Raw genomic sequence first — 22179 nt, 5'->3', positions numbered from 1 at the left:
CGTGCAGCCGGATGGTTACGCGCGACCAGCGGACTTCTGCGTCTTGCGGGTCACCGCGTCGATGACGACTGTGGCGAGCAGAACACCACCGGTGATCATGTACTGCACCGGCGAGGCGATGCCCTGCAGCGCGAGGCCGTACTGGATCGAGACGATCACCAGCACACCGAGGAGCGCGTTCCACGTGCGCCCGCGCCCGCCGAACAGCGACGTGCCGCCGATGACCGCGGCGGCGATCGCGTTCATCAGCAGGTCACCGCCGCCGGCGCCCTGGTTGGCGGAGGCGATCTTGGAGGCGATGAACAGACCGCCGATCGCCGCGAACGTACCGGAGATGGCGAACACCGAGATCCGGACCATGTCCACGTTGATACCGGCACGGCGGGACGCCTCGACGCTGCCGCCGAGCGCGAAGACCTTGCGGCCGTACGAGGTGCGGCGCAGCACGAAGTCCGTGAGGAACAGCACGGCGACGAAGACCACCACGGCCAGCGGCAGGCCCTTGTACTGGTTGAAGACGGCCGCGGCGGCGAAGGCCACGACGGCCAGCAGCACGGTGCGCAGCACGGTCTCGCTCAGCGGGCGGGACGGCACGCCGGCGGCCTCGCGGCGCTTGTTGCCGAAGTAGGAGCTGAGGAAGAACAGCACCGTCACCGCGACGGCCAGGCCGTAGGCGGCGGCCACATCGGAGAAGTAGTAGCTGGTCAGCTTGGCGACCACGCCGTTGTCGTTCAGGTTGATCGTGCCGTTGTCGCCCAGGATCTTGAGCATGAGGCCGTTCCAGAACAGCAGACCGGCCAGGGTCACCGCGAAGGCCGGCACGCCGATCTTCGCGAAGAAGAAGCCCTGCACCGCACCCGCGACCGTTCCGGTGAGGATCGACAGCACGAGGGCCAGGATCTCGTTCATGCCGTGGGTGACGTTGAGCACCGCGAAGGTGGCGCCCGCGACACCGGAGAGCGAACCGACCGACAGGTCGATCTCGCCGAGCAGCAGGACGAACACGATGCCGACGGCGATCATGCCCGTGCCGACCATGGCGACGGAGATGTCGGAGAGGTTGCCGGCGGTGAGGAAGTTGGAGTTCAGGCTCTGGAAGATGATCCAGATGATCGCCAGGCCGATGACGACCGGGATGGAGCCGAGGTCACCGGCCTTCATCTTGCGCTTGAACTCGGTGACGTAGCCCGCGAGGCCCTGCTCGCGCACCAGCAGACGGGGGTCGACGGCGACGTCGGCGCCGCGTGCCGCCTCGGGGTTCTCCACGGGGGGCGTGGAGGTCTTGTCGATGCTCACTTCGTGATCTCCCCATTGCTGCGCGCCGCACGACGGGTCACGGCGTTGTCCGTGGCGCCGGTGATGGCGGAGATGATCTCCTCCTGCGAGGTCGACTTGACCTCGAAGACGCCGTTGTTCTTGCCCAGACGCAGCACGGCCACCTTGTCGGCGACGGCCTTCACGTCGGCCATGTTGTGGCTGATGAGGATCACGGCGTGACCGCGCTCCCGCAGCCTCTCCACCAGGTCGAGGACCTGGGCGGTCTGCTCGACGCCGAGGGCGGCGGTGGGCTCGTCGAGGATGACCAGCTTGGGCTCGCCGAGCATGGAGCGGGCGATGGCCACGACCTGACGCTGACCGCCGGAGAGCGAGGCGATCGGGATGCGGACGCTGGGGATGCGGATGGAGAGCTGGTCCAGCAGCTCGCGCGAGCGGCGCTCCATCTCCACCTCGTCCAGCACACCGCGGCGGCGGATCTCCCGGCCGAGGAACAGGTTGCCGACGACGTCGATGTTGTCGCACAGCGCGAGGTCCTGGTACACCGTCGCGATGCCCAGGTTCTGGGCGTCGTGCGGCTTGTTGACCTGGACGGCCTTGCCGTCCCATTCGATGACGCCCTCATCGATGGGGTGCACGCCGGCGATCGTCTTGACCAGCGTGGACTTTCCGGCACCGTTGTCGCCCACCAGGGCGACCACCTCACCGGCGTGGACCTCAAGCTCTACGTCGGTGAGCGCCTGAACGGCACCGAACCGCTTGGAGACCCCGCGCAACGCCAGCACGGGCGTAGCGGACACGTGAACCATCTCCTTCGCCGCCTGACCCGGCGGGAGGTTGTGCAGAAGTTTGGGGGGTAGATCCGTCCGGCACCCCGCGCCGAGCTTGCGGGGCTGTTTGTGTGCGCGGGGCACCGGAGGAGCTGGTGGGCGCCTTTCCCGCCGGGGAATTCAGAAGTGAATTCTCCTAGAGGGAAAGGCGCGTGCGGCTGCTTACTTCAGGCCGATCTTGTCGCAGGCGGCCTTGTACTGCGAGGTGCAGATGTCGGCGACCGTGTAGACGCCGTCCTTGATGACGGTGTCCTTGATGTTGTCCTTGGTCAGCGCGGTGACGGGCACCAGGACCGAGGGCACCTGCTTGGTGGTCGGGCTGTCGACCTTGTCCTTGGCGACGGAGTCGAGCGACTTGCCCTGGGCGAGGTCCACGGCCATCTCGGCGGCGGCGGCGGCCTCCGGGGCGTACGGCTTGTAGACGCTCATGTACTGCTCACCGGAGACGATGCGCTGGACACCCGCGAGCTCCGCGTCCTGGCCGGTGACCGGGATGTTGGAGATGCCGGCCTGCTTGAGGGCGGTGATGATACCGCCGGCCATGCCGTCGTTGGCCGAGTAGACGCCGATGATGTTCTTCTTGCCCAGAGCGGAAATGGCGCCCTCCATGTTGGAGTTGGCGTTCTCCGGCTTCCACTCCTTGGTGTCGTACTCCTTGCCGACGTTCACCTTGCCGTCGAGCACCTCGTGGGCGCCCTTCTTGAACTGCGCGGCGTTCGGGTCGGTGGAGGAACCGTTCATCATGACGATCTTGCCGGACTTGGCCTTGGAGCCGAGGGCCTTCAGCAGGGCCTCGCCCTGGGTCTTGCCGACCGTCTCGTTGTCGAACGAGGTGTACGCGTCGATCGGGCCCTGCGCCAGGCGGTCGTAGGCGACGACCGGGATGCCGGCCTGCTTGGCCTTGTCGACCGAGTTCTTGATGGCAGCGGCGTCCACCGCGTCCACGATCAGCACGTCCACCTTGTTGGTGATCATGGTGTCGACCTGCTGGTTCTGCAGGCTGGCGTCCTGCTTGGCGTTGGCGTAGACAACCTTGCCCTTGCCGCCCGTGAGCTCCTGGACCTTCTTCTCGATCAAGGGCTTGTCGAACTTCTCGTAACGGGCGGTCTGGTTCTCCGGCAGGAGCAGACCGACCGTGATCGCGTCGCCCTTCTTGGGGCTGGACGACTTGGAGGAACCGCCACCGGACTGCTTGGCGCTGCCACAGGCGGCGAGCGAGACGGCCATGGCACCAGCAGCAACGGCGAAGGCCGCACGACGCATACGCATGTTCACTTCTAGAAACCTCCCTGACGAGGCCGCGTCGTTGCGGCCGAGGTGGCTGGAAGTCAACTCGGCCACACGTGCGACGTCAAGAAGTAAATCCTTAACGAGATGGCAACGGTGCCATCCGTTCTCTAAGTGAAGGCAGGGGCCGCCATGGACAGCGAACCGTCCAAAAGGGTCGAATCGCCCATCTCGCTGAGCGCGAGGGCGAGCGCTCCGAGCACCTCTGCACGACCCCCAAGTGCACCCGGGAGAACGGACAGTTGACGCGCCGCACTGGGGATGGCGTAGCGGCCCACGGACTCCCTGATCGGCCCGAGCACCAGCTCACCGGCCTCGGCGAGATCACCGCCGAGCACCACCCGGCTCGGGTTCAGCAGATTGCAGAGATTGGCCACTCCACTGCCGATGTGGCGGCCGACGTCGGCGATCACCCGACGACAGCCCGGGTCACCGTCCCTGGCCAGCCGCACGACGCCTTCCATGGTCAGGTCGGCACCGTGACTGGGCTGGAGCAGCGGGAGCACATAGCGCGCGGCCGCGAAGGTCTCCAGGCAGCCGCGGTTCCCGCAACGGCAGACCGGTCCGGACTCATCGAGTGTAATATGTCCGATTTCTCCGGCCGTGCCGCCCGGACCGCGATAGATCTTCCCGTCGATCACCAGACCGGCGCCGACACCGCTCGCGACCTTGATGTACGCCAGGTCCCGGACGCCCTTCCCGCTGCCCCAGACCATCTCGCCGAGGGCGCCGAGGTTGGCGTCGTTGTCCACGTGCACCGGCACGCCCAGCCGCTCGCGCAGCTCCTCGGCGGGCTTGGTGCCGCCCCAGCCGGGCAGGATCGCGGTGGACCCCAGCGTGCCCGACTCCACGTCGATCGGGCCCGGCACGCCGAGCCCCACGCCGGCCACCTTGGACCGGTTCACGCCGGTCGCCGCGATCAGGCGGCTGACCAGCTCCTCCGCGCGGTCGAAGCCCTGCGCGGCGGAGGCGTCCACGTCCAGCGGCTCGGCCTCCTCGGCCAGCACCTGATGGGCGAGGTTCCCGATCGCGACGCGCAGGTGGGTGTGCCCGAAGTCGACGCCGATCACGATCCCGGCGTCCCCGCTCAGACTGACGCTGCGGGCCCGCCGCCCGCCCGCCGACGTGGGCGTGACCTCGACGGTTCCGCCGTCCTTCAGCTCCCGCACGATGTTGGAGACGGTCGCGGCGGACAGGCCGGTCGTCCGCGCGATCTCCGCCTGCGTGAGGGACCCGGCCAGGCGCACGGCCCGTACGACCCGCTCCAGGTTGGCTCGGTGCAGCGACGACTGCGACCCTGGAGTCTCCACGACGACCTCCTGAGCGCGGGGCCGCTTCGGCGAGGCCCCGCGTATGTCCAACTAGTGAACTCTAAGCTGAGCCGTTCGGGGTTGCTTACGTCAAGAGGTTGAACCGTTTCTGGGTACCCGGGGCACGTGTGTGCACGCCGCCCCGGAGGCCGGAACGGCGTGCGCACGGACGAACGCGGGGAGTCACCCCGGGGATCGGGAGGTTACTTCAGCGCCCCCGCGGTCAGCCCCTGGACGACCTGCCGCTGGAAGACGATGTACGCTCCGAGCACCGGCAGCATGGCCATCACCAGGCCGGCGAAGAGCCCGGACCAGTCGCCCTTGTAGCCCTGGCTGACCGCCAGCTGGACCAGGCCCTGGGTGAGGACGCGCTTGTCGGGGTCGGTGTTGAGGACCGTGGGCAGCATGTACTGGTTCCACTGGCCCAGGAAGTTGAAGATGCCGACGCTGATCAGGCCCGGCTTCGCCATCGGCAGCATGATCTGGAAGAACGTACGCGCGTGCGAAGCGCCGTCCACGAAGGCGGCCTCCGCCACCGAGGTGGGCAGGGTCCGGAAGAATGCGGTGAGGAAGAACACCGTGAACGGCAGCGAGTACGCGATGTAGACCAGGATCAGGCCGTGGATCGTGTTCAGCAGCCCCATGTTGTTCACGACGTAGAACAGCGGGACCAGCGCCAGCATGATCGGGAAGCTCATGCCGCCGATGAACAGGTAGTAGATGAAGCGGTTGCCCGGGAAGTCGAAGCGGGCGAGGACGTAGGCGGCCATGGAGCCGAGCACCAGGGTGCCGATGAGCGAGCCGCCGACCACCAGCACGGTGTTGAGGAAGTAGTCGCTCATGTTGGCCTGGGTCCAGGCCCGCGACCAGTTGTCGAAGTGCAGCGCGTCCGGCAGCGACCAGGGCGAGCCGAAGATCGAGCTGTCCGACTTGAAGGACGTCATCACCGCCCACAGCAGCGGCAGGACCACCATGATCGCCCAGATGATCAGCACGCCGTGGGAGAAGACGTTGAGGACACCTCCCTCCTTCTTCCGCCGAAGGGGCCTCGGGGCCGGTACGTCGGCCTTGGAGACGGTGGCGCCGGACTCGGCCGGCAGCGGTGCGGGGGTCTCGGTCGTCTTCATCGCTTCAGAACTCCAGCCGCTCGCGACGGCCCAGCCGCATCACGATCGCCGCGAACGCGAGCGTGACGACGAGCAGGGCGACTCCGATGGTGGTGGCGTAGGCGGCCTGACCGTCCCGGAACGCCTTCTGGTACACGTACAGGACCATCACCGTGGTCGAGTAGTCGGGCCCGCCCGGCCCGGTCGTCATGATCTGTACGACCGCGAACGACTCGGCGCCGAGCGCGAGGATGCCCATGTAGACCCAGCCGGACTGCACGGTGTCCCACAGCAGCGGCAGGGTGATGCGGAAGAAGGTGGCGAAGCGGCTGGCACCGTCGAGCAGGGCCGCCTCGTAGAGCTCGGCCGGGATGGAAGCCATGCCCGCCGAGAACAGCACCACGAAGAAGCCGACCGTGGACCACACCAGCACCGCCATCACGCACCACAGCGCCAGACTCGGGTCGCCCAGCCACAGCGGCTGGACGCTGTCGAGGCCGATGCCGCGCAGCAGGGAGTTGATCGCTCCGCTGTCCGGGTTGTACGCGAAGGCGAACAACAGCGAGACGATGGCGATGGAGAGCACCTGCGGGAAGAAGTACACGATCTTGTAGAAGGACGAGCCCCGGACCCCGGAAATCACGGGGCCGCCCTTCCTCCGGCGTCCGCCCACATTGATCATGAAGGCGAAGAACAGCGCCAGACTGATCGTCACGAGCGGGAGCACCAGGGCGAACAGCAGACTGTGCTGCAACGACTTCCAGAAGATGTCGTCGTGGAACATCCTCGTGTAGTTGTCGAAGCCGACCATCTTGAATTCGGGGCTCAGGCCGGTCCAGTCCGTGAACGAGTAATAGATGGACTGGATGAACGGCCACACCACGAAGAGCGCGTACAGTCCCAGGGGCAGTGCCAAAAACCCCACGATGAACCGGTACTTGCCGTGCTGCATCGCCACTCCGGTGCTTGAAAGGGTGCCGGTTACTGGTGCTTGTAGTGCTTGATGGAGGTGTCCTTGGCCGCTTCGTCGGCGAATCCCTGGATCTTCTTGATGGCTTCCGCCGGGGTGAGCCGGCCCGCCATCATCTCGCCGAGACCGGCCACACCGATCTTCTCCTTCTGCAGCTGCACGTACCAGTCCTGAAGCCGCGGATTCACCACGTTGGATCCGGCCAGCTGGAGCGCCGCCACACCCGACTTCAGGCCCGGAGTGAGGGTGATGCCGGTGGTGCCGCCGTTGTAAGCGGTCAGCGACTTCACCTTCGCGGTGAAGTTCTTCGAGGACGCCTCGGAGAGCATGATGCGCAGCTGCTCCATTCCGCCCTCGGGGTTCGCGGCCTTGGCCGGGACGATGAAGGGCTCACCGCCGGAGGCCCAGATGGTGCCGAAGGGCATCTTGTCGGACGCGTCGATGCCGGTCGGCGCGGAGACGGCCAGGTCGAAGTCCTTCGGGATGACGTTGGCCGACTCGTTCTCCACCCAGGAGCCGTTCGGGATGAACAGCGCCTCGCCCTTGGCCCAGGCGGTCTGGGACTGGATGTGGTCCAGGCCCGGGGTGCCCTTGAGGATGTAGCCCTTCTTGTACAGCTCGTAGTACGCCTCGAAGCACGCCTTGACGGCGGGGTGCTTCCAGGCGTTCGGCTCCAGGTTGTCGATGGCGTCGAGCACCTCGCGCCCGCCGACCTTGCCAATCATCGGATAGAGCGAGAACGGGATGTAGTACGGGTACTTGCCCGCGTACGTCCAGCCGGCCATGCCCTTCTTCTTGGCCTTCGCGCACACCTGGAGCATCTCGTCCCAGGTCTTGGGGTACTCCACGCCGAGGGAGTCCAGGGCCTTCTGCGAGTACCAGACGCCGTACACCGTGTAGGCGTAGTACATGATCCAGACCGGGTTGCCGTCGAACTGGCCCATCTCGACGATGCCGGGGCGCAGCGTGTCGCGGACCTTCTTGTTCGGGTCGTCGTACGACGGCGCGTCCAGCAGCGGGGTGAGGTCGGCCAGCTGGTTCTTGCCGACGAGGACGCCCATGTCCATCTGCTCGGCGCCGGAGTTGTCGATGAGGTCCGGCGGGTTGCCCTGGTTGAAGCGGGGCTGGAGGGTCGACTGGATCTTCTGGGTGGCGGAGAACTTCACCGTGGCCTTGGGGAAGTCCTTCTGGTAGATCTTCACCGCGTCCTGGGCGTACTCCTTGCCGAAGCCGCCGTCGAAGAGGACGAATTCCATTTTCGCGGTCTCGTTGACACCGAGCGGGTTCTTGGCGGTCTTCTTCCCCGCCTTGTCCTTCTTCTGGCCGCCCCCGCCGCTGCTCGCGCAGGCGGACAGCAGGCCCATGCCCGGGGCCGCGACCAGGCCGAGCGCCGCGGACCGCTTGATCAGATCACGACGACCGACGCCTTCGGCACCGTGGTTCGAGGTGGATCCCATGCTCAAGTCCTCGCCTTCTCCAGGACTCAGGCGGTGAACCGGATCCTCCCCGGCACCGCTGTCGGGTAGTGCTGGGTCGTGCAGGGTCGTGCTGGAAGTGCCGACAGGTATAGTCCACTTCCGGTCAGCTGAGCAAGATCGAATGCAGGGTTCGCCACGGGTCTTTTCCGAGTTGAGACCTCGCGGAAATAAGAGCCTCCGGTGTGTGCCCTGTGCAGAAAACTGGTGACACGAGCCCCTGAATGCCACATCCAACGCCCTTGACATCAACGGCCACTTGACCACCTACTGGTTCCTGCGCACCGAAGTTGACAACGTTGTCCAGAGCGGTCGCAGGAGGGGAATCCGTAGATGCAGCGGAGAACTCGGCACAGATGGGGCCCGGCGGTCGTCCTCACGGCCGCCTTTGTCATGGCCGTCGGCGCCCAGGGCGCGGCGGTGGCCCTGCCCGCCAAGGCTCCGGCCGCCGCCCGGGAGTTCGCATCCTCGTTCGAGACGGCCGATCCGGCTCCGGACTGGCTGAACACCGTGGACACCACCCCGGACGGCACCAAGCGCGCCTCGGGTGTCGACGGTGGCTACAGCACCGGCATACCGGGCAGTGTGAACGACCACGTCACCGACGTCCGCGCGAGCGGCGAGAACACGGGCGCGGGCGAGGTGAAGGAGAACCTGGTCGACGGCGAGCCGGGCACCAAGTGGCTGACCTTCCGGCCCACCGGCTGGGTGGAGTTCGACCTCGACAAGCCCGTCAAGCTGGTGACGTACGCGCTCACCTCCGCCAACGACTACGCCGAGCGCGACCCTAGGGACTGGACGCTGCTGGGTTCCACGGACGGCAAGGACTGGAAGGCGGTCGACACGCGTTCCGGCGAGACCTTCTCCGAGCGGTTCCAGACCAAGTCGTACGACCTGGCCGAGCCGGCCGAGTACCAGCACTTCCGGCTGGAGGTGACGAAGAACAACGGCGCCTCGGACATCCTGCAGCTCGCCGACGTGCAGTTCTCCACCGGCGGCGGGGGCGGCCCGGTGCCCCAGGACATGCTGACGCTGGTCGACAACGGTCCGACCGCCTCGCCGACCGCCAAGGCACGGGTGGGCTTCACCGGGAAACGGGCGCTGCGCTACGCCGGACGGCACACGGCGGGCGGCCGGGCGTACTCGTACAACAAGGTCTTCGACGTGAACGTGAAGGTCGGCGGCGACACCCGGCTGTCGTACCGGATCTTCCCGCAGATGGCGGACGGCGACCGGGACTACGACGCCACGAACGTCTCCCTCGACCTGGCCTTCACGGACGGCACCTATCTGAGCGACCTGGGCGCGCTGGACCAGCACGGCTTCCCGCTGTCGCCGCGCGGCCAGGGCACGTCCAAGTCGCTGTACGTCAACCAGTGGAACGACGTGGTCGCGCGGATCGGTCCGGTGGCCGCGGGCAAGACGGTCGACCGGATCCTGCTGGGGTACGACTCCCCCGCCGGACCGGCGAAGTTCCGGGGCTGGATCGACGACGTGTCCCTCAGACCGGTCGCCCCGGAGAAACCGAAGGCACATCTGTCCGACTACGCGCTGACCACGCGCGGCACCAACTCCAGCGGCAGTTTCTCGCGGGGCAACAACTTCCCGGCGACGGCCCTCCCGCACGGCTTCAACTTCTGGACACCGGTGACCAACGCGTCGTCACTGAGCTGGCTGTACGAGTACGCACATGCCAACAATGACGACAATCTGCCCACGATCCAGGCGTTCAGCGCGAGCCATGAGCCTAGTCCCTGGATGGGCGACCGGCAGACCTTCCAGGTGATGCCGTCGGCCGCGTCCGGCACCCCGGACACCGGCCGTGAGGCGCGCGAACTGCCGTTCCGGCACGAGAACGAGACCGCGCGGCCGTATTACTACGGTGTCCGTTTCGAGAACGGCCTCAAGGCCGAGATGACCCCCACCGACCATGCGGCGGTGCTGCGCTTCACCTACCCCGGCGACGACGCGAGCGTGCTGTTCGACAACGTCACGGAACAGGCGGGGCTGACGCTGGACAAGGACCACGGGGTCGTCACCGGGTACTCGGACGTGAAGTCCGGCCTGTCGACGGGCGCGACCCGGCTGTTCGTGTACGGCGAGTTCGACAAGCCGGTGACGGACGGCGCGTCGAGCGGGGTGAAGGGCTACCTGCGCTTCGCCGCGGGCGCGGACCGCACCGTGACCCTGCGCCTGGCGACCTCGCTGATCAGCGTCGACCAGGCGAAGGACAACCTGCGCCAGGAGATCCCGGACGGCACCTCCTTCGACACCGTGAAGGCGCGGGCGCAGCGCACCTGGGACAGACTGCTGGGCAAGGTCGAGGTGGAGGGCGCGAGCCCGGACCAGCTGACCACGCTGTACTCCAGCATGTACCGGCTGTACCTGTACCCGAACTCGGGCTTCGAGAAGGTGGGTGACACCTACCGGTACGCCTCCCCCTTCTCCCCCATGCCCAGCCAGGACACCCCGACCCACACCGGGGCGAAGATCGTCGACGGCAAGGTGTACGTCAACAACGGCTTCTGGGACACCTACCGGACCACATGGCCGGCGTACTCCTTGCTGACGCCCTCGCAGGCGGGCGAGATGGTCGACGGGTTCGTGCAGCAGTACAAGGACGGCGGCTGGACCTCCCGCTGGTCGTCGCCCGGCTACGCCGACCTGATGACCGGCACCTCCTCGGACGTGGCGTTCGCGGACGCGTACGTGAAGGGCGTGAACTTCGACGTGAAGGCGGCCTACGACGCGGCTCTGAAGAACGCCACCGTCGTCCCGCCGATGTCGGGCGTGGGCCGCAAGGGCATGAGCACCTCGCCGTTCCTCGGTTACACCAGCACCGCCACGGACGAGGGGCTGTCCTGGGCGATGGAGGGATACGTCAACGACTACGGCATCGCGAAGATGGGCGAGGCGCTGTACCGGAAGACGGGTGAGAAGCACTACGCGGAGGAGTCCGAGTACTTCCTCAACCGCGCCCGCGACTATGTGAACCTGTTCGACCCCAAGGCGGCGGGAGGCTTCTTCCAGGGCCGTGACGCCAAGGGCGACTGGCGGGTGGACTCCTCCACGTACGACCCGCGGGTGTGGGGCTACGACTACACCGAGACCAACGGCTGGGGGTACGCCTTCAGCGTGCCGCAGGACAGCCGGGGTCTGGCCAACCTCTACGGCGGCCGGCAGGGTCTCGCCGGGAAGCTGGACGCGTTCTTCTCCACCCCGGAGACGGCCTCCCCGGACTTCGTGGGCTCCTACGGGGGCGTCATCCACGAGATGACCGAGGCGCGGGACGTCCGGATGGGCATGCTCGGGCAGTCCAACCAGGTCGCCCACCATGTCTCGTACATGTACGACGCGGCGGGCGAGCCCTGGAAGACGCAGGCGGCGGTCCGCGAGATCCTGTCCCGGCTCTACCTGGGCAGCGAGATCGGGCAGGGCTACCACGGCGACGAGGACAACGGCGAGCAGTCGGGCTGGTTCCTCTTCTCCGCGCTCGGTTTCTACCCGCTGGTGATGGGCAGCGGTGAGTACTCCATCGGCTCCCCGCTCTTCAAGAAGGTCACCGTGCACCTGGAGAACGGCCGGGACCTGGTGGTCAAGGCGCCCGAGAACAGCGCCAGGAACGTATACATCCAGGGTGTCACCTTCAACGGCCGCCCCTGGTCGTCCACTTCGCTGCCTCACTCGATGCTGTCCAAGGGCGGGGTGCTGGAGTTCTCGATGGGCGCCGAGCCGTCGGCATGGGGCACGGGCAGGAACGCGGGCCCGGTCTCCGTCACCCAGGACGACAAGGTGCCCGCACCCCGGGCGGACGTCCTCCAGGGGGACGGTCCGCTGTTCGACAACACGTCGGCGACGGACGCGACGGTCACCTCGGTGGACCTGCCGGTGGCGGGGGCGGTGAAGCCCGTCCAGTACACGCTGACGTCGTCGACGGACCCCACCAGGGCGCCGACCGGCTGGACCCTCCAGGGCTCCACCGACGGCACCACCTGGCAGACGCTCGACCACCGCTCCGGCGAGACGTTCACCTGGGACCGCCAGACCCGCGCGTTCACCATCGCCACGCCGGGCACGTACACGAAGTACCGGCTGGTCCTGGACGGCGCGTCGACGCTGGCGGAGGTGGAGCTGCTGGCCTGACGCGAGCGTGAGAAAGGGGGGCGGGTCCATCCGGGCCCGCCCCCTCTTCTTGCTCGTGTTCCTCTTGCTCGTGTTCCTCTTGCTCGTGTCGCCGTGTCGCCGTGTCGCCGCCGACGCGGACGGGGTGTACGCACCGGCCGCACACCGCAGTCGCAGGCACCACTGGTCGCAGGAGGCGCAAAGGCGGTACGGCGCCCCACCAATACCACGGAAGGCCGCGCACACCCCGCAGGCGCACGCCCGGGTCACCCGATCGGGCTACTCCAAGTGTGTTGACATCGTTGTCGGTTGGGGCGATAGAGTCATGTCAGGGAACTTCGACAACGTTGTCGCACACGAAGCGATCTCATGGACCAGCACCCTCCGGGCGGGAAATCCAACCCCCCTCACTCGCCCGGCTCGCGGACCCGGTGCCGCCTGAACACCGGGTCCGCCCAGAGCAGATCGGGCCCCCACGGGGAAGCGGATGTGTCCGGCTCGTGGACCAGCCATAGCCACCCGGCGAACGCGAGTGCTACAAAGGCCGCATGTCGGACATCACTGACCGACTCAGGCGTCGCTCCTGGCGATCTGTGATCGGCAAGAGCCCGCGGAGCGTCGCCGGGCAGGTCTTCGTTCTGCAGGTGGCGCTGGTCGCGGTGCTCGTACTCTGCGGCGTCATCGCCCTGGTCCTGCAGTCGGAGCGGGACACCGGCACGGAGGCCCGGCGACGGTCCATCGCCGTCGCCCAGACCTTCGCGCACTCTCCCGGCGTCCTCCAGGCGCTGCGGACACCCAAACCCACCAAGATCCTCCAGCCTCTCACCGAGGCGGGCCGCAAGTCGGCGGGCGTCGACTTCATCGTGGTCATGGACACCCACGGCATCCGCTACACCCACCCGCTGCCGAGCAAGATCGGGCACCGGTTCGTGGGCACGATCGGGCCGTCGCTGGCGGGCAAGGTCTACACGGAGAGCGTCCACGGCCCGCTGGGCCACGAGGAGCAGGCGACCGTTCCGATCAAGGACAACCACGGCAAGGTCGTCGCCCTGGTCTCCGCCGGGCTGAAGGTCAAGAACATCACCAGCGAGGTGGACCGGCAGCTGCCGATCATCCTGGCCGCCGGGGCCGGGGCGCTCGTGGTGTCGACCGGGGGCACGGCACTGGTGGGCCGGCGGCTGCGCCGGCAGACCCACAGCCTGGCCCCGGACGAGATGACCCGCATGTACGAGCACCACGACACCGTGCTGCACTCGGTGCGGGAAGGCGTGTTGATCGTCGGTTCCGAGGGGCGGCTGCTGCTGGTCAACGACGAGGCCAGGCGGCTGCTGGAGCTGCCCGCAGAGGCCGAGGGACGGCGGGTGACCCAGCTGCCGAACCTGGATCCGGACATCGTGGAGCTGCTCGTCTCCGGGCGCGAGGCCACCGACGAGGTGCTGTTCGCCGGGGACCGGCTGCTGGCGGTCAACCAGCGGCCCACGGACCGCGCCGGAGGCCCTGGCGGAACGGTGGTGACCCTCCGCGACACCACCGAGCTCCAGGCGGTCTCCGGACGGGCTGAGGTCGCCCGTGAGCGGCTCAAGCTGCTGTACGACGCCGGTCTGGGCATAGGCACCACCCTCGACGTGGCGCGCACGGCGGACGAGCTGGCGCGGGTGGCCGTGCCGCGCTTCGCCGACTTCGTCACCGTGGACCTGTCCGACGCCGTGCTGCACGGCGAGGAGCCGGCCGCCACCGCGACGGACCTGCGGCGCATCGCCGTGCACGGCGTGCGGGACGACCATCCGCTCTACGAGAAGGACCGGCTGATCGACTTCCTGCCGTTCACGCCGCAGGCCAGGGGCTACGGCAGCGGCCGTTCCGAGCTGGTCACGGATCTGTCCGCCTCGCCGGACTGGCAGGCGCAGGATCCGCTGCGAACCCGGGACATCCTCGACTACGGGATCCAGTCGCTCATCGTCGCCCCGATCCGCGCCCGCGGTGTCGTGCTGGGCATGGCGAACTTCTACCGCGCCAAGCAGGACCCCTTCGACGAGGAGGACCTGACGCTGGCCGAGGAGCTGGTGGCCCGGGCCGCGGTCAGCATCGACAACGCCCGCCGCTACGCCCGTGAGCACGCGCTGGCGGTCACCCTGCAGCGCAGCCTGCTGCCGCGGGCGCTGCCCGAGCAGAGCGCCCTCGACGTCGGGTACCGCTACCTGCCCGCGCAGTCGGGGGTGAGCGGGGACTGGTTCGACGTGATCCCGCTCCCGGGGAGCCGGGTGGCGCTGGTCGTCGGTGACGTCGTCGGCCACGGTCTGCACGCGGCCGCCACCATGGGGCGGCTGCGCACGGCGGTGCACAACTTCTCCGCCCTCGACCTGCCGCCCGACGAGCTGCTGAGCCATCTGGACGACCTGGTCGGGCGCATCGACCAGGACGAGGCCTGCGCGGAGGCGGCCGGCGAGATCGCCGGCGCCACCTGTCTGTACGCGATCTACGACCCGGTGACGCGCCGCTGCACCATGGCGCGGGCGGGGCATCTGGCGCCGGCGCTGGTCCACCCCGACGGCAGCGTCGCCTTCGCCGACCTGCCGGCCGGGCCACCGCTCGGCATCGGCGGCCTGCCGTTCCGCACGGCCGAGCTGGAGCTCGACGCGGGCACCCGGCTGGTGCTGTACACCGACGGTCTGATCGAGGACCGCACCCGCGACCTGGACGTGGGCATGGAGCTGCTGCGGCAGTCCCTGGAACGCCATGCGGACCTGTCACCGGACGAGAGCTGCCAGGCGGTGCTGGACGAGCTGCTGCCCGGGCGGCCCACGGACGACGTGGCGCTGCTGGTCGCGCACACCCGGGCCCTGGCGCCCGACCAGGTCGCCGAGTGGGACGTGCCCCGTGATCCGGCGGCCGTGGCGGACATGCGCCTGACCGTATCCGCGACGCTGGACGAGTGGGGCCTCGCCGAGCTGGGCTTCGCCACGGAACTCGTGCTGAGCGAGCTGGTCACCAACGCCATCCGGTACGGCACCGACCCGATCCGGCTGCGGCTCATCCGTGACCGCACGCTGGTGTGCGAGGTGGCCGACGGCAGCAACACCTCGCCGCATCTGCGGTACGCCGCGACGACCGACGAGGGTGGCCGGGGACTGTTCCTGGTGTCGCAGATGACCGAGCGCTGGGGCGTTCGTTACAGCCCCCAGGGCAAGGTGATCTGGGCGGAGCAGGCGCTGCCGTAGCGCGCGGCCTGGCAGGGCGATACGGCACTCGGCTCGGCGTCGACGGCGACGGGCCCTCCGTGTGCTGTTGACGATCGCCGCCGCCACGGCCAGTCCCGGGCCGCAGCCACCCTCGGCCGGGCGGCCCTGCCGGGTGATGGCGGAGCCGGCACGGCGAAGCGGTCGAAGACGGGGCGCGGAGAGGCGACCGGCCGGTACGCCGGAGCCCTCGTCACGGACACTGCCAGCACGCCGAGCCCCACGTCACGGACACGGCCGCCGAGCCCGCGTCACGGACACGGCCAGCACACCCAGACCCCAGACACCCGTCACAGACACAGGCAGCACACCCAGACCCGCATCACGGACGCGGGCGGTGGGCCGAGCCGGCGGTGGGCTCGGCCGTCGCGGCTGACGGTCGGCACGGGCGGGGTGTGCACGCGGGTGTCGGCCGGCAGGGCGGTGACCGCCTGTCGTGGCGGCCCCGCGCTCCGTCCGGGCGACGGCTGCGGCGCCGGGAGACGGCCCGGGCATCCGGTACGGCGAAGGGCCGCACCCCCACTGGCGGGGGTGCGGCCCTGTACGGTCGTGCCGTGCTCGCCTACTTGCGGATCAGGTTGCGCAGCACGTACTGCATGATGCCGCCGTTGCGGTAGTAGTCGGCCTCACCGGGGGTGTCGATGCGGACGACCGCGTCGAACTCGACACCGGTGTCGGTGGTGACCTTGACCGTGCGCGGCGTGGTGCCGTCGTTCAGCTCGGTGACACCGGAGACGGAGAAGGTCTCCTCACCGGTCAGGCCGAGCGACTCGGCGGACTGGCCCTCCGGGAACTGCAGCGGCAGCACGCCCATGCCGATGAGGTTCGAGCGGTGGATGCGCTCGTACGACTCGGCGATGACGGCCTTCACACCGAGGAGCGCGGTGCCCTTGGCCGCCCAGTCGCGGGAGGAGCCGGAGCCGTACTCCTTGCCGGCCAGGACGACCAGCGGGATGCCCTGCTCGATGTAGTTGCGGGAGGCGTCGTAGATGAAGGAGACCGGACCGCCGTCCTGCGTGAAGTCGCGGGTGTAGCCGCCCTCGGTGCCCGGCGCGATCTGGTTGCGCAGGCGGATGTTGGCGAACGTGCCGCGGATCATGACCTCGTGGTTGCCGCGGCGGGAGCCGTAGCTGTTGAAGTCGCGGCGCTCGACGCCGTGCTCCGTGAGGTACTGGCCGGCCGGGGTGTCGGCCTTGATGGCACCGGCCGGGGAGATGTGGTCGGTGGTGACCGAGTCGCCCAGCTTGGCCAGGACCCGGGCGCCGGCGATGTCGGTGACCGGGGCCGGCTCCATCTGCATGCCCTCGAAGTACGGGGGCTTGCGGACGTAGGTCGACTCGGCGTCCCACTCGAACGTGTTGCCGGTCGGGACCGGGAGGGACTGCCACTGGGCGTCGCCCGCGAAGACGTCGCTGTAGGACTTGGAGAACATGTCCTCGCCGATGGCGGCGGCGACGACGTCGTTGACCTCGGCCTCGGACGGCCAGATGTCCTTCAGGTAGACCGGGTTGCCGTCCTGGTCGGCGCCCAGGGCCTCACGGGTGATGTCCACCTTCATGGAGCCCGCGATGGCGTACGCGACGACCAGCGGCGGGGAGGCCAGGTAGTTCATCTTGACGTCGGGGTTGATACGGCCCTCGAAGTTCCGGTTGCCGGAGAGGACCGAGGTGACCGCGAGGTCGTGGTCGTTGACGGCCTTGGAGACCTCCTCCGGCAGCGGGCCGGAGTTGCCGATGCAGGTGGTGCAACCGTAACCGACGAGGTTGAAGCCCAGCTTGTCCAGGTACGGGGTGAGGCCGGCCTTCTCGAAGTAGTCGGTGACGACCTTCGAACCCGGGGCGAGGGTGGACTTGACCCACGGCTTGCGGGTCAGGCCCTTCTCGACCGCCTTCTTGGCGACCAGGGCGGCGCCGATCATGACGTACGGGTTGGAGGTGTTGGTGCAGGAGGTGATGGCCGCGACCGTCACCGCACCGTGGTCCAGCTCGTAGGTGGTGCCGTCGGGGGCGGTGACCGGGCACGGGTTGGACGGGAAACCGTTCGGGTGGACGGCCGGGGCGTCGGAGGCCGGGAAGGACTCCTTGCCCGCCTCGTCGATGTCGTCCACGTAGTTGCGGACGTCCTGCTTGAACTGCTCGGCCGCGTTGGCGAGGACGATGCGGTCCTGCGGGCGCTTCGGGCCGGCGATGGACGGGACGACCGTGGACAGGTCCAGCTCGAGCTTCTCGGAGAAGTCCGGCTCGGCCTTCGGGTCCAGCCAGAGGCCCTGCTGCTTGGCGTAGGTCTCGACGAGGGCGACCTGCTGGTCCGAACGACCCGTCAGGCGCAGGTAGTTCAGGGTCTCGTCGTCGATCGGGAAGATCGCGGCGGTGGAGCCGAACTCCGGCGACATGTTGCCGATGGTGGCGCGGTTGGCGAGCGAGGTGGCGGCGACGCCCTCGCCGTAGAACTCGACGAACTTGCCGACCACACCGTGCTTGCGGAGCATCTCGGTGATGGTGAGCACAAGGTCGGTGGCGGTGGTGCCCGGCTGCAGCTCACCGGTGAGCTTGAAGCCGACGACGCGCGGGATGAGCATGGAGACCGGCTGGCCGAGCATGGCGGCCTCGGCCTCGATGCCGCCGACGCCCCAGCCGAGGACGCCGAGACCGTTGACCATCGTGGTGTGCGAGTCGGTGCCGACCAGGGTGTCCGGGTAGGCCTTGCCGTCGCGGACCATGACCACGCGGGCCAGGTGCTCGATGTTCACCTGGTGCACGATGCCGGTGCCCGGCGGGACGACCTTGAACTCGTCGAAGGCGGTCTGGCCCCAGCGCAGGAACTGGTAGCGCTCCTTGTTGCGGCCGTACTCCAGCTCGACGTTCTGCTTGAAGGCGTCGTTGGTGCCGAACTTGTCGGCGATGACGGAGTGGTCGATGACCAGCTCGGCCGGCGCCAGCGGGTTGATCTTGGCGGGGTCGCCGCCGAGCTCCTTGACGGCCTCACGCATCGTGGCGAGGTCCACGACACAGGGCACGCCGGTGAAGTCCTGCATGATCACGCGGGCCGGCGTGAACTGGATCTCCTGGCTGGGCTGGGCCTGGGAGTCCCAGTCGCCGAGGGCACGGATGTGGTCGGCGGTGATGTTCGCGCCGTCCTCCGTGCGGAGCAGGTTCTCCAGCAGGACCTTGAGGCTGTACGGCAGGCGGGCCGAGCCCTCCACCTTGTCCAGCCGGAAGATCTCGTACGACTCGTCGCCCACCTGCAGCGTGCTACGGGCGTCGAAGCTGTTCGCCGACACGACAGTCTCCTTCATTGATGTGCGCGTACCACCGTCAATCCTGCCGCCACCCCGGCTGGGCCGATCCGCTAAGGTAAGGCTAAGTTAGATAACCCTTAGTGAGTGGCGGCTGCGGTGCGCCTGGCAGATATCTCGATGTCGAGATAACTCTAGTACATGCGCGCTGGATGGTCATGCCCGGACCACACCGGGCACGCCGGGGCCCGGCGGCACGACTCACACACCACCGGCTCACACGCCACCCCGCACGGACAGGGCGCGCAGGGCAAGGCGGCCCTCGGCCCGGCGCTCACCATCGAGGAATCCGACCTCTTCCCCCATCGATACGCCAAACGGGGGTAATCGGACGTTGAGCCGATACTGTCGACGACATTCCGGGCAAACCGGTATTGCCACCCGTCGGCTGACACGCCATCACCCGAATGGACCCCCCAACGGGCACCATCTCATATCTGAGATAACCTCAACCTCATGGCAGACGACTACCTCGTACGCATCGGCAAGCTCATCCGTGATGCCCGGCAACACCGAGGCTGGACACAGACGCAGCTGGCGGAGGCGCTCGGTACCAGTCAGAGTGCGGTCAACCGCATCGAGCGCGGGAACCAGAACATCAGCCTTGAGATGATCGCCCGGATCGGCGAAGCCCTGGACAGCGAGATCGTGTCGCTGGGTTACGCGGGACCGATGCATCTGCGCGTCGTCGGCGGCCGCCGGCTGTCCGGCGCCATCGACGTCAAGACCAGCAAGAACGCCTGCGTGGCACTGCTGTGCGCCTCGCTGCTCAACAGGGGCCGAACCGTGCTGCGCCGGGTCGCGCGCATCGAGGAGGTCTACCGCCTGCTGGAGGTGCTCAACTCCATCGGCGTACGCACCCGCTGGATCAACGACGGCGTCGACCTGGAACTGGTCCCGCCGGCCGAGCTGGAGATGACGGCGATCGACGCCGACGCGGCCGTACGCACCCGCTCGATCATCATGTTCCTCGGTCCGCTGCTGCACCGCATGGACCACTTCAAGCTGCCGTACGCGGGCGGTTGCGACCTCGGTACGCGGACCATCGAGCCGCACATGATCGCGTTGCGCCGGTTCGGTCTGGACATCGCGGCCACCGAGGGGCAGTACCACGCACGGGTCGACCGCGCGGTCCGCCCCGACCGCCCGATCGTGCTGACCGAGCGCGGCGACACCGTGACCGAGAACGCGCTACTCGCCGCCGCCCGGCACGACGGTGTGACGGTCATCCGCAACGCCTCCTCCAACTACATGGTCCAGGACCTGTGCTTCTTCCTGGAGGCGCTGGGCGTCAAGGTCGAGGGCATCGGCACCACCACGCTGACCGTGCACGGCGTGCCGAACATCGACGTCGACGTGGACTACTCCCCCTCCGAGGACCCGGTCGAGGCGATGAGCCTGGTGGCCGCCGCCGTCGTCACCGAGTCGGAGCTGACGGTGCGCCGGGTGCCGATCGAGTTCCTGGAGATCGAGTTGGCGGTCCTGGAGGAGATGGGCCTCGACCACGACCGCAGCCCCGAGTACTGCGCGGACAACGGCCGCACCCGACTGGTGGACCTGACCGTCCGGCCCTCCAAGCTGGAGGCGCCGATCGACAAGATCCATCCCATGCCCTTCCCCGGCCTGAACATCGACAACGTCCCGTTCTTCGCGGCCATCGCGGCCACCGCGCAGGGCAAGACCCTCATCCACGACTGGGTCTACGACAACCGGGCCATCTACCTCACCGACCTCAACCGCCTCGGGGGCCGGCTGCAGTTGCTGGATCCGCACCGCGTCCTGGTCGAGGGCCCGACCCGCTGGCGCGCCGCCGAGATGATGTGCCCGCCGGCGCTGCGCCCGGCCGTGGTCGTCCTGCTGGCGATGATGGCGGCCGAGGGCACGTCCGTGCTGCGCAACGTGTACGTCATCAACCGGGGTTACGAGGACCTCGCCGAGCGCCTGAACTCGATCGGGGCGCAGATCGAGATCTTCCGGGACATCTGACCGACGCCGCCGGACTCCTCCCGGAGAGGCGGATCCTGGCGCAGGCACCCGCGCGAAGGCCCCGGACCGGTCGTGGTCCAGGGCCTTCGGCATCCACTTCCTCATGAAGACGAACAGGCGGCTGACGGGTTCCGGGCCCACGGCCCGGGTGACGGCCCGCTTCGGTGTGCCGTGTGACGTGGCTACCGATCGTGGCCGCAGTCGGAACCGACATGGGTGAACTGCGCGCCCGGATTGCCCTCGCCGTTCAGCAGGTTGCCGGCCAGGCCGGGGAGGACGCCCACCTCACCCAGGATGTCGATGTTGAAGTCGTGGGACTCGCACCCGCCGCCGTGCATGCGTACCGCGCTTTGGGCGGTGGCGGTGGCGGTGCCGGTGCCTATGAAGCTCACGCTAGCAATGACCGCGGCCGCCGCAGCGGCCTTGGAGAGCTTGCGCATATGTCCTCCTCGGGTCAAATGGAGCGCGTCATCAGAAGATCCACTTAGCGCTCATTTCGGAGGCTAGTGCGACATTCGGTACGGCGCTCCTCGGTGGCGCCATCCGGGCGTCCAGCCGTTCACCCGGTCGCAGCGGCTCCCTCGAGTGACCGCCGCGGCCCGGTACGCCGGCAAGAAGCGGGTACGGCGGGCCCGGCCGGAGCCCAGGGCTCACGAAGCGGCCGGCGGCGAAGCGGGCGGCGGCGAAGTGGGCGGCCGGGCTCAGCGGTCAGGGACACCGCTGGCCCCAGGGGCGGACCGCGTACGTCGCGCCCGCGCTCCCCTCGGGGACCTCCCACCAGCAGTACGGACGACGCCGCCCGCTGTTGTCGTGTGCCGCCCCGGACACCGCGGCGCGCGCCAAGTCCCCCAGGGGGCGCGGCTTCCCTAACCCCGCGACAGGAAGCCGTCCTGCGGTCCCGGGCGGCGGTGGGCGGCGGTGTCCTCGCGACTCACCTCGTGGTGGCGGCCGTCGGGGCGGGGAAGGGGCTTGAGATCGACCTGGATGCGGTGCGTGGAGTCATGGCTCACCGAACCGCCCAGGCGTGCCTCGACCACGCCGAGGCGCAGGCCGGCACCGCCCTCGCCGGCCCGGTGGAACTGCACCGCGAACTCCAGGCTGACCTGCTCCACGCTGAACCGCCAGTCGCTCTCGGCACCTTCGGCCTGGGCCCGCGCGAGCTCCGCACGAACCGTGCCGATGGCCTCCGCGAGACCGATCGGTTGTGCATCTGTCATGTCAACACACCTCCGGATTCCGTTGATTGACCGATCGAACCCGGTCACAAGTCTAGGGACGTACCATGCC

General features: G+C 68.4%; 13 protein-coding genes. 3 read left to right on the top strand and 10 right to left on the bottom strand.

The window, feature by feature from the left end; all coding sequences use genetic code 11:
* Positions 1–15 precede the first annotated feature (15 nt).
* The 7 genes from ABZ919_RS03930 to ngcE all read right to left on the bottom strand — a co-directional run bounded on the left by ABZ919_RS03930 (position 16) and on the right by ngcE (position 8235).
* On the bottom strand, positions 16–1296 hold the full coding sequence (locus ABZ919_RS03930; protein ID WP_361242407.1) for a sugar ABC transporter permease: 1281 nt from the start codon (positions 1294–1296) through the stop codon (positions 16–18).
* Positions 1293–2084: an ATP-binding cassette domain-containing protein gene (locus tag ABZ919_RS03925; protein WP_361242404.1), complete on the bottom strand. Its 792-nt coding sequence runs from the start codon at positions 2082–2084 to the stop codon at positions 1293–1295. The genes ABZ919_RS03930 and ABZ919_RS03925 overlap by 4 nt, the downstream gene beginning before the upstream one ends.
* Before the next feature lie 183 nt (positions 2085–2267).
* Positions 2268–3368 (bottom strand): substrate-binding domain-containing protein, encoded by a 1101-nt coding sequence (locus ABZ919_RS03920; protein ID WP_361242852.1) that lies wholly within the window; start codon positions 3366–3368, stop codon positions 2268–2270.
* A 134-nt stretch (positions 3369–3502) separates the two neighbouring features.
* Positions 3503–4702, bottom strand: a complete 1200-nt coding sequence (locus ABZ919_RS03915; RefSeq protein WP_361242401.1) for an ROK family transcriptional regulator — start codon at positions 4700–4702, stop codon at positions 3503–3505.
* 203 nt (positions 4703–4905) lie between these two features.
* Positions 4906–5829, bottom strand: a complete 924-nt coding sequence (locus ABZ919_RS03910) for a carbohydrate ABC transporter permease (protein WP_361242399.1) — start codon at positions 5827–5829, stop codon at positions 4906–4908.
* A 4-nt stretch (positions 5830–5833) separates the two neighbouring features.
* Positions 5834–6760, bottom strand: coding sequence for a sugar ABC transporter permease (locus tag ABZ919_RS03905; protein ID WP_361242396.1), 927 nt, complete (start codon positions 6758–6760; stop codon positions 5834–5836).
* Positions 6761–6789: 29 nt separating this feature from the next.
* Positions 6790–8235: an N-acetylglucosamine/diacetylchitobiose ABC transporter substrate-binding protein gene (gene ngcE / locus ABZ919_RS03900; RefSeq protein WP_361242393.1), complete on the bottom strand. Its 1446-nt coding sequence runs from the start codon at positions 8233–8235 to the stop codon at positions 6790–6792.
* Between the two features lie 351 nt (positions 8236–8586).
* Here ngcE and ABZ919_RS03895 point away from each other — a divergent pair, with 351 nt between their 5' ends.
* Together ABZ919_RS03895 and ABZ919_RS03890 are read left to right on the top strand one after the other, a co-directional pair.
* Entirely contained in the window at positions 8587–12396 is a 3810-nt protein-coding gene (locus ABZ919_RS03895; RefSeq protein ID WP_361242391.1) for a GH92 family glycosyl hydrolase, read from the top strand.
* A 527-nt stretch (positions 12397–12923) separates the two neighbouring features.
* The gene (locus ABZ919_RS03890) at positions 12924–15593 is read left to right on the top strand and encodes a SpoIIE family protein phosphatase (protein ID WP_361242388.1); all 2670 of its coding nucleotides are present in this window, start codon (positions 12924–12926) and stop codon (positions 15591–15593) included.
* 580 nt (positions 15594–16173) lie between these two features.
* On the opposite strand, the gene acnA is transcribed toward ABZ919_RS03890, so the two are convergent.
* On the bottom strand, positions 16174–18891 hold the full coding sequence (acnA, locus tag ABZ919_RS03885; protein WP_361242385.1) for an aconitate hydratase AcnA: 2718 nt from the start codon (positions 18889–18891) through the stop codon (positions 16174–16176).
* 471 nt (positions 18892–19362) lie between these two features.
* Here acnA and ABZ919_RS03880 point away from each other — a divergent pair, with 471 nt between their 5' ends.
* A complete protein-coding gene (locus tag ABZ919_RS03880; RefSeq protein WP_361242382.1) occupies positions 19363–20892 on the top strand; it encodes a UDP-N-acetylglucosamine 1-carboxyvinyltransferase in 1530 nt (509 codons plus the stop codon).
* A gap of 182 nt (positions 20893–21074) precedes the next feature.
* Here the strand turns inward: ABZ919_RS03880 and ABZ919_RS03875 are convergent, their stop codons facing one another.
* Positions 21075–21332, bottom strand: coding sequence for a hypothetical protein (locus ABZ919_RS03875; RefSeq protein WP_361242379.1), 258 nt, complete (start codon positions 21330–21332; stop codon positions 21075–21077).
* A 426-nt stretch (positions 21333–21758) separates the two neighbouring features.
* The gene (locus ABZ919_RS03870; protein WP_361242376.1) at positions 21759–22109 is read right to left on the bottom strand and encodes a trypco2 family protein; all 351 of its coding nucleotides are present in this window, start codon (positions 22107–22109) and stop codon (positions 21759–21761) included.
* Between the last annotated feature and the right edge of the window lie 70 nt (positions 22110–22179).

It is taken from the genome of Streptomyces sp. NPDC046759 (assembly GCF_040645475.1).
Classification (GTDB): domain Bacteria; phylum Actinomycetota; class Actinomycetes; order Streptomycetales; family Streptomycetaceae; genus Streptomyces.
This window is presented reverse-complemented; position numbering and strand designations above follow the sequence as displayed.

What these genes read in the sequence shown, in the direction of transcription:
- ABZ919_RS03925 (WP_361242404.1), bottom strand. Translation starts at nt 2,084, where the DNA reads ATGGTTCACGTGTCCGCTACGCCCGTGCTGGCGTTGCGCGGGGTCTCC.
- ABZ919_RS03920 (WP_361242852.1), bottom strand. Translation starts at nt 3,368, where the DNA reads ATGCGTCGTGCGGCCTTCGCCGTTGCTGCTGGTGCCATGGCCGTCTCG.
- ABZ919_RS03910 (WP_361242399.1), bottom strand. Translation starts at nt 5,829, where the DNA reads ATGAAGACGACCGAGACCCCCGCACCGCTGCCGGCCGAGTCCGGCGCC.
- ABZ919_RS03905 (WP_361242396.1), bottom strand. Translation starts at nt 6,760, where the DNA reads ATGCAGCACGGCAAGTACCGGTTCATCGTGGGGTTTTTGGCACTGCCC.
- ngcE (WP_361242393.1), bottom strand. Translation starts at nt 8,235, where the DNA reads ATGGGATCCACCTCGAACCACGGTGCCGAAGGCGTCGGTCGTCGTGAT.
- ABZ919_RS03895 (WP_361242391.1), top strand. Translation starts at nt 8,587, where the DNA reads ATGCAGCGGAGAACTCGGCACAGATGGGGCCCGGCGGTCGTCCTCACG.
- ABZ919_RS03890 (WP_361242388.1), top strand. Translation starts at nt 12,924, where the DNA reads ATGTCGGACATCACTGACCGACTCAGGCGTCGCTCCTGGCGATCTGTG.
- ABZ919_RS03880 (WP_361242382.1), top strand. Translation starts at nt 19,363, where the DNA reads ATGGCAGACGACTACCTCGTACGCATCGGCAAGCTCATCCGTGATGCC.
- ABZ919_RS03875 (WP_361242379.1), bottom strand. Translation starts at nt 21,332, where the DNA reads ATGCGCAAGCTCTCCAAGGCCGCTGCGGCGGCCGCGGTCATTGCTAGC.
- ABZ919_RS03870 (WP_361242376.1), bottom strand. Translation starts at nt 22,109, where the DNA reads ATGACAGATGCACAACCGATCGGTCTCGCGGAGGCCATCGGCACGGTT.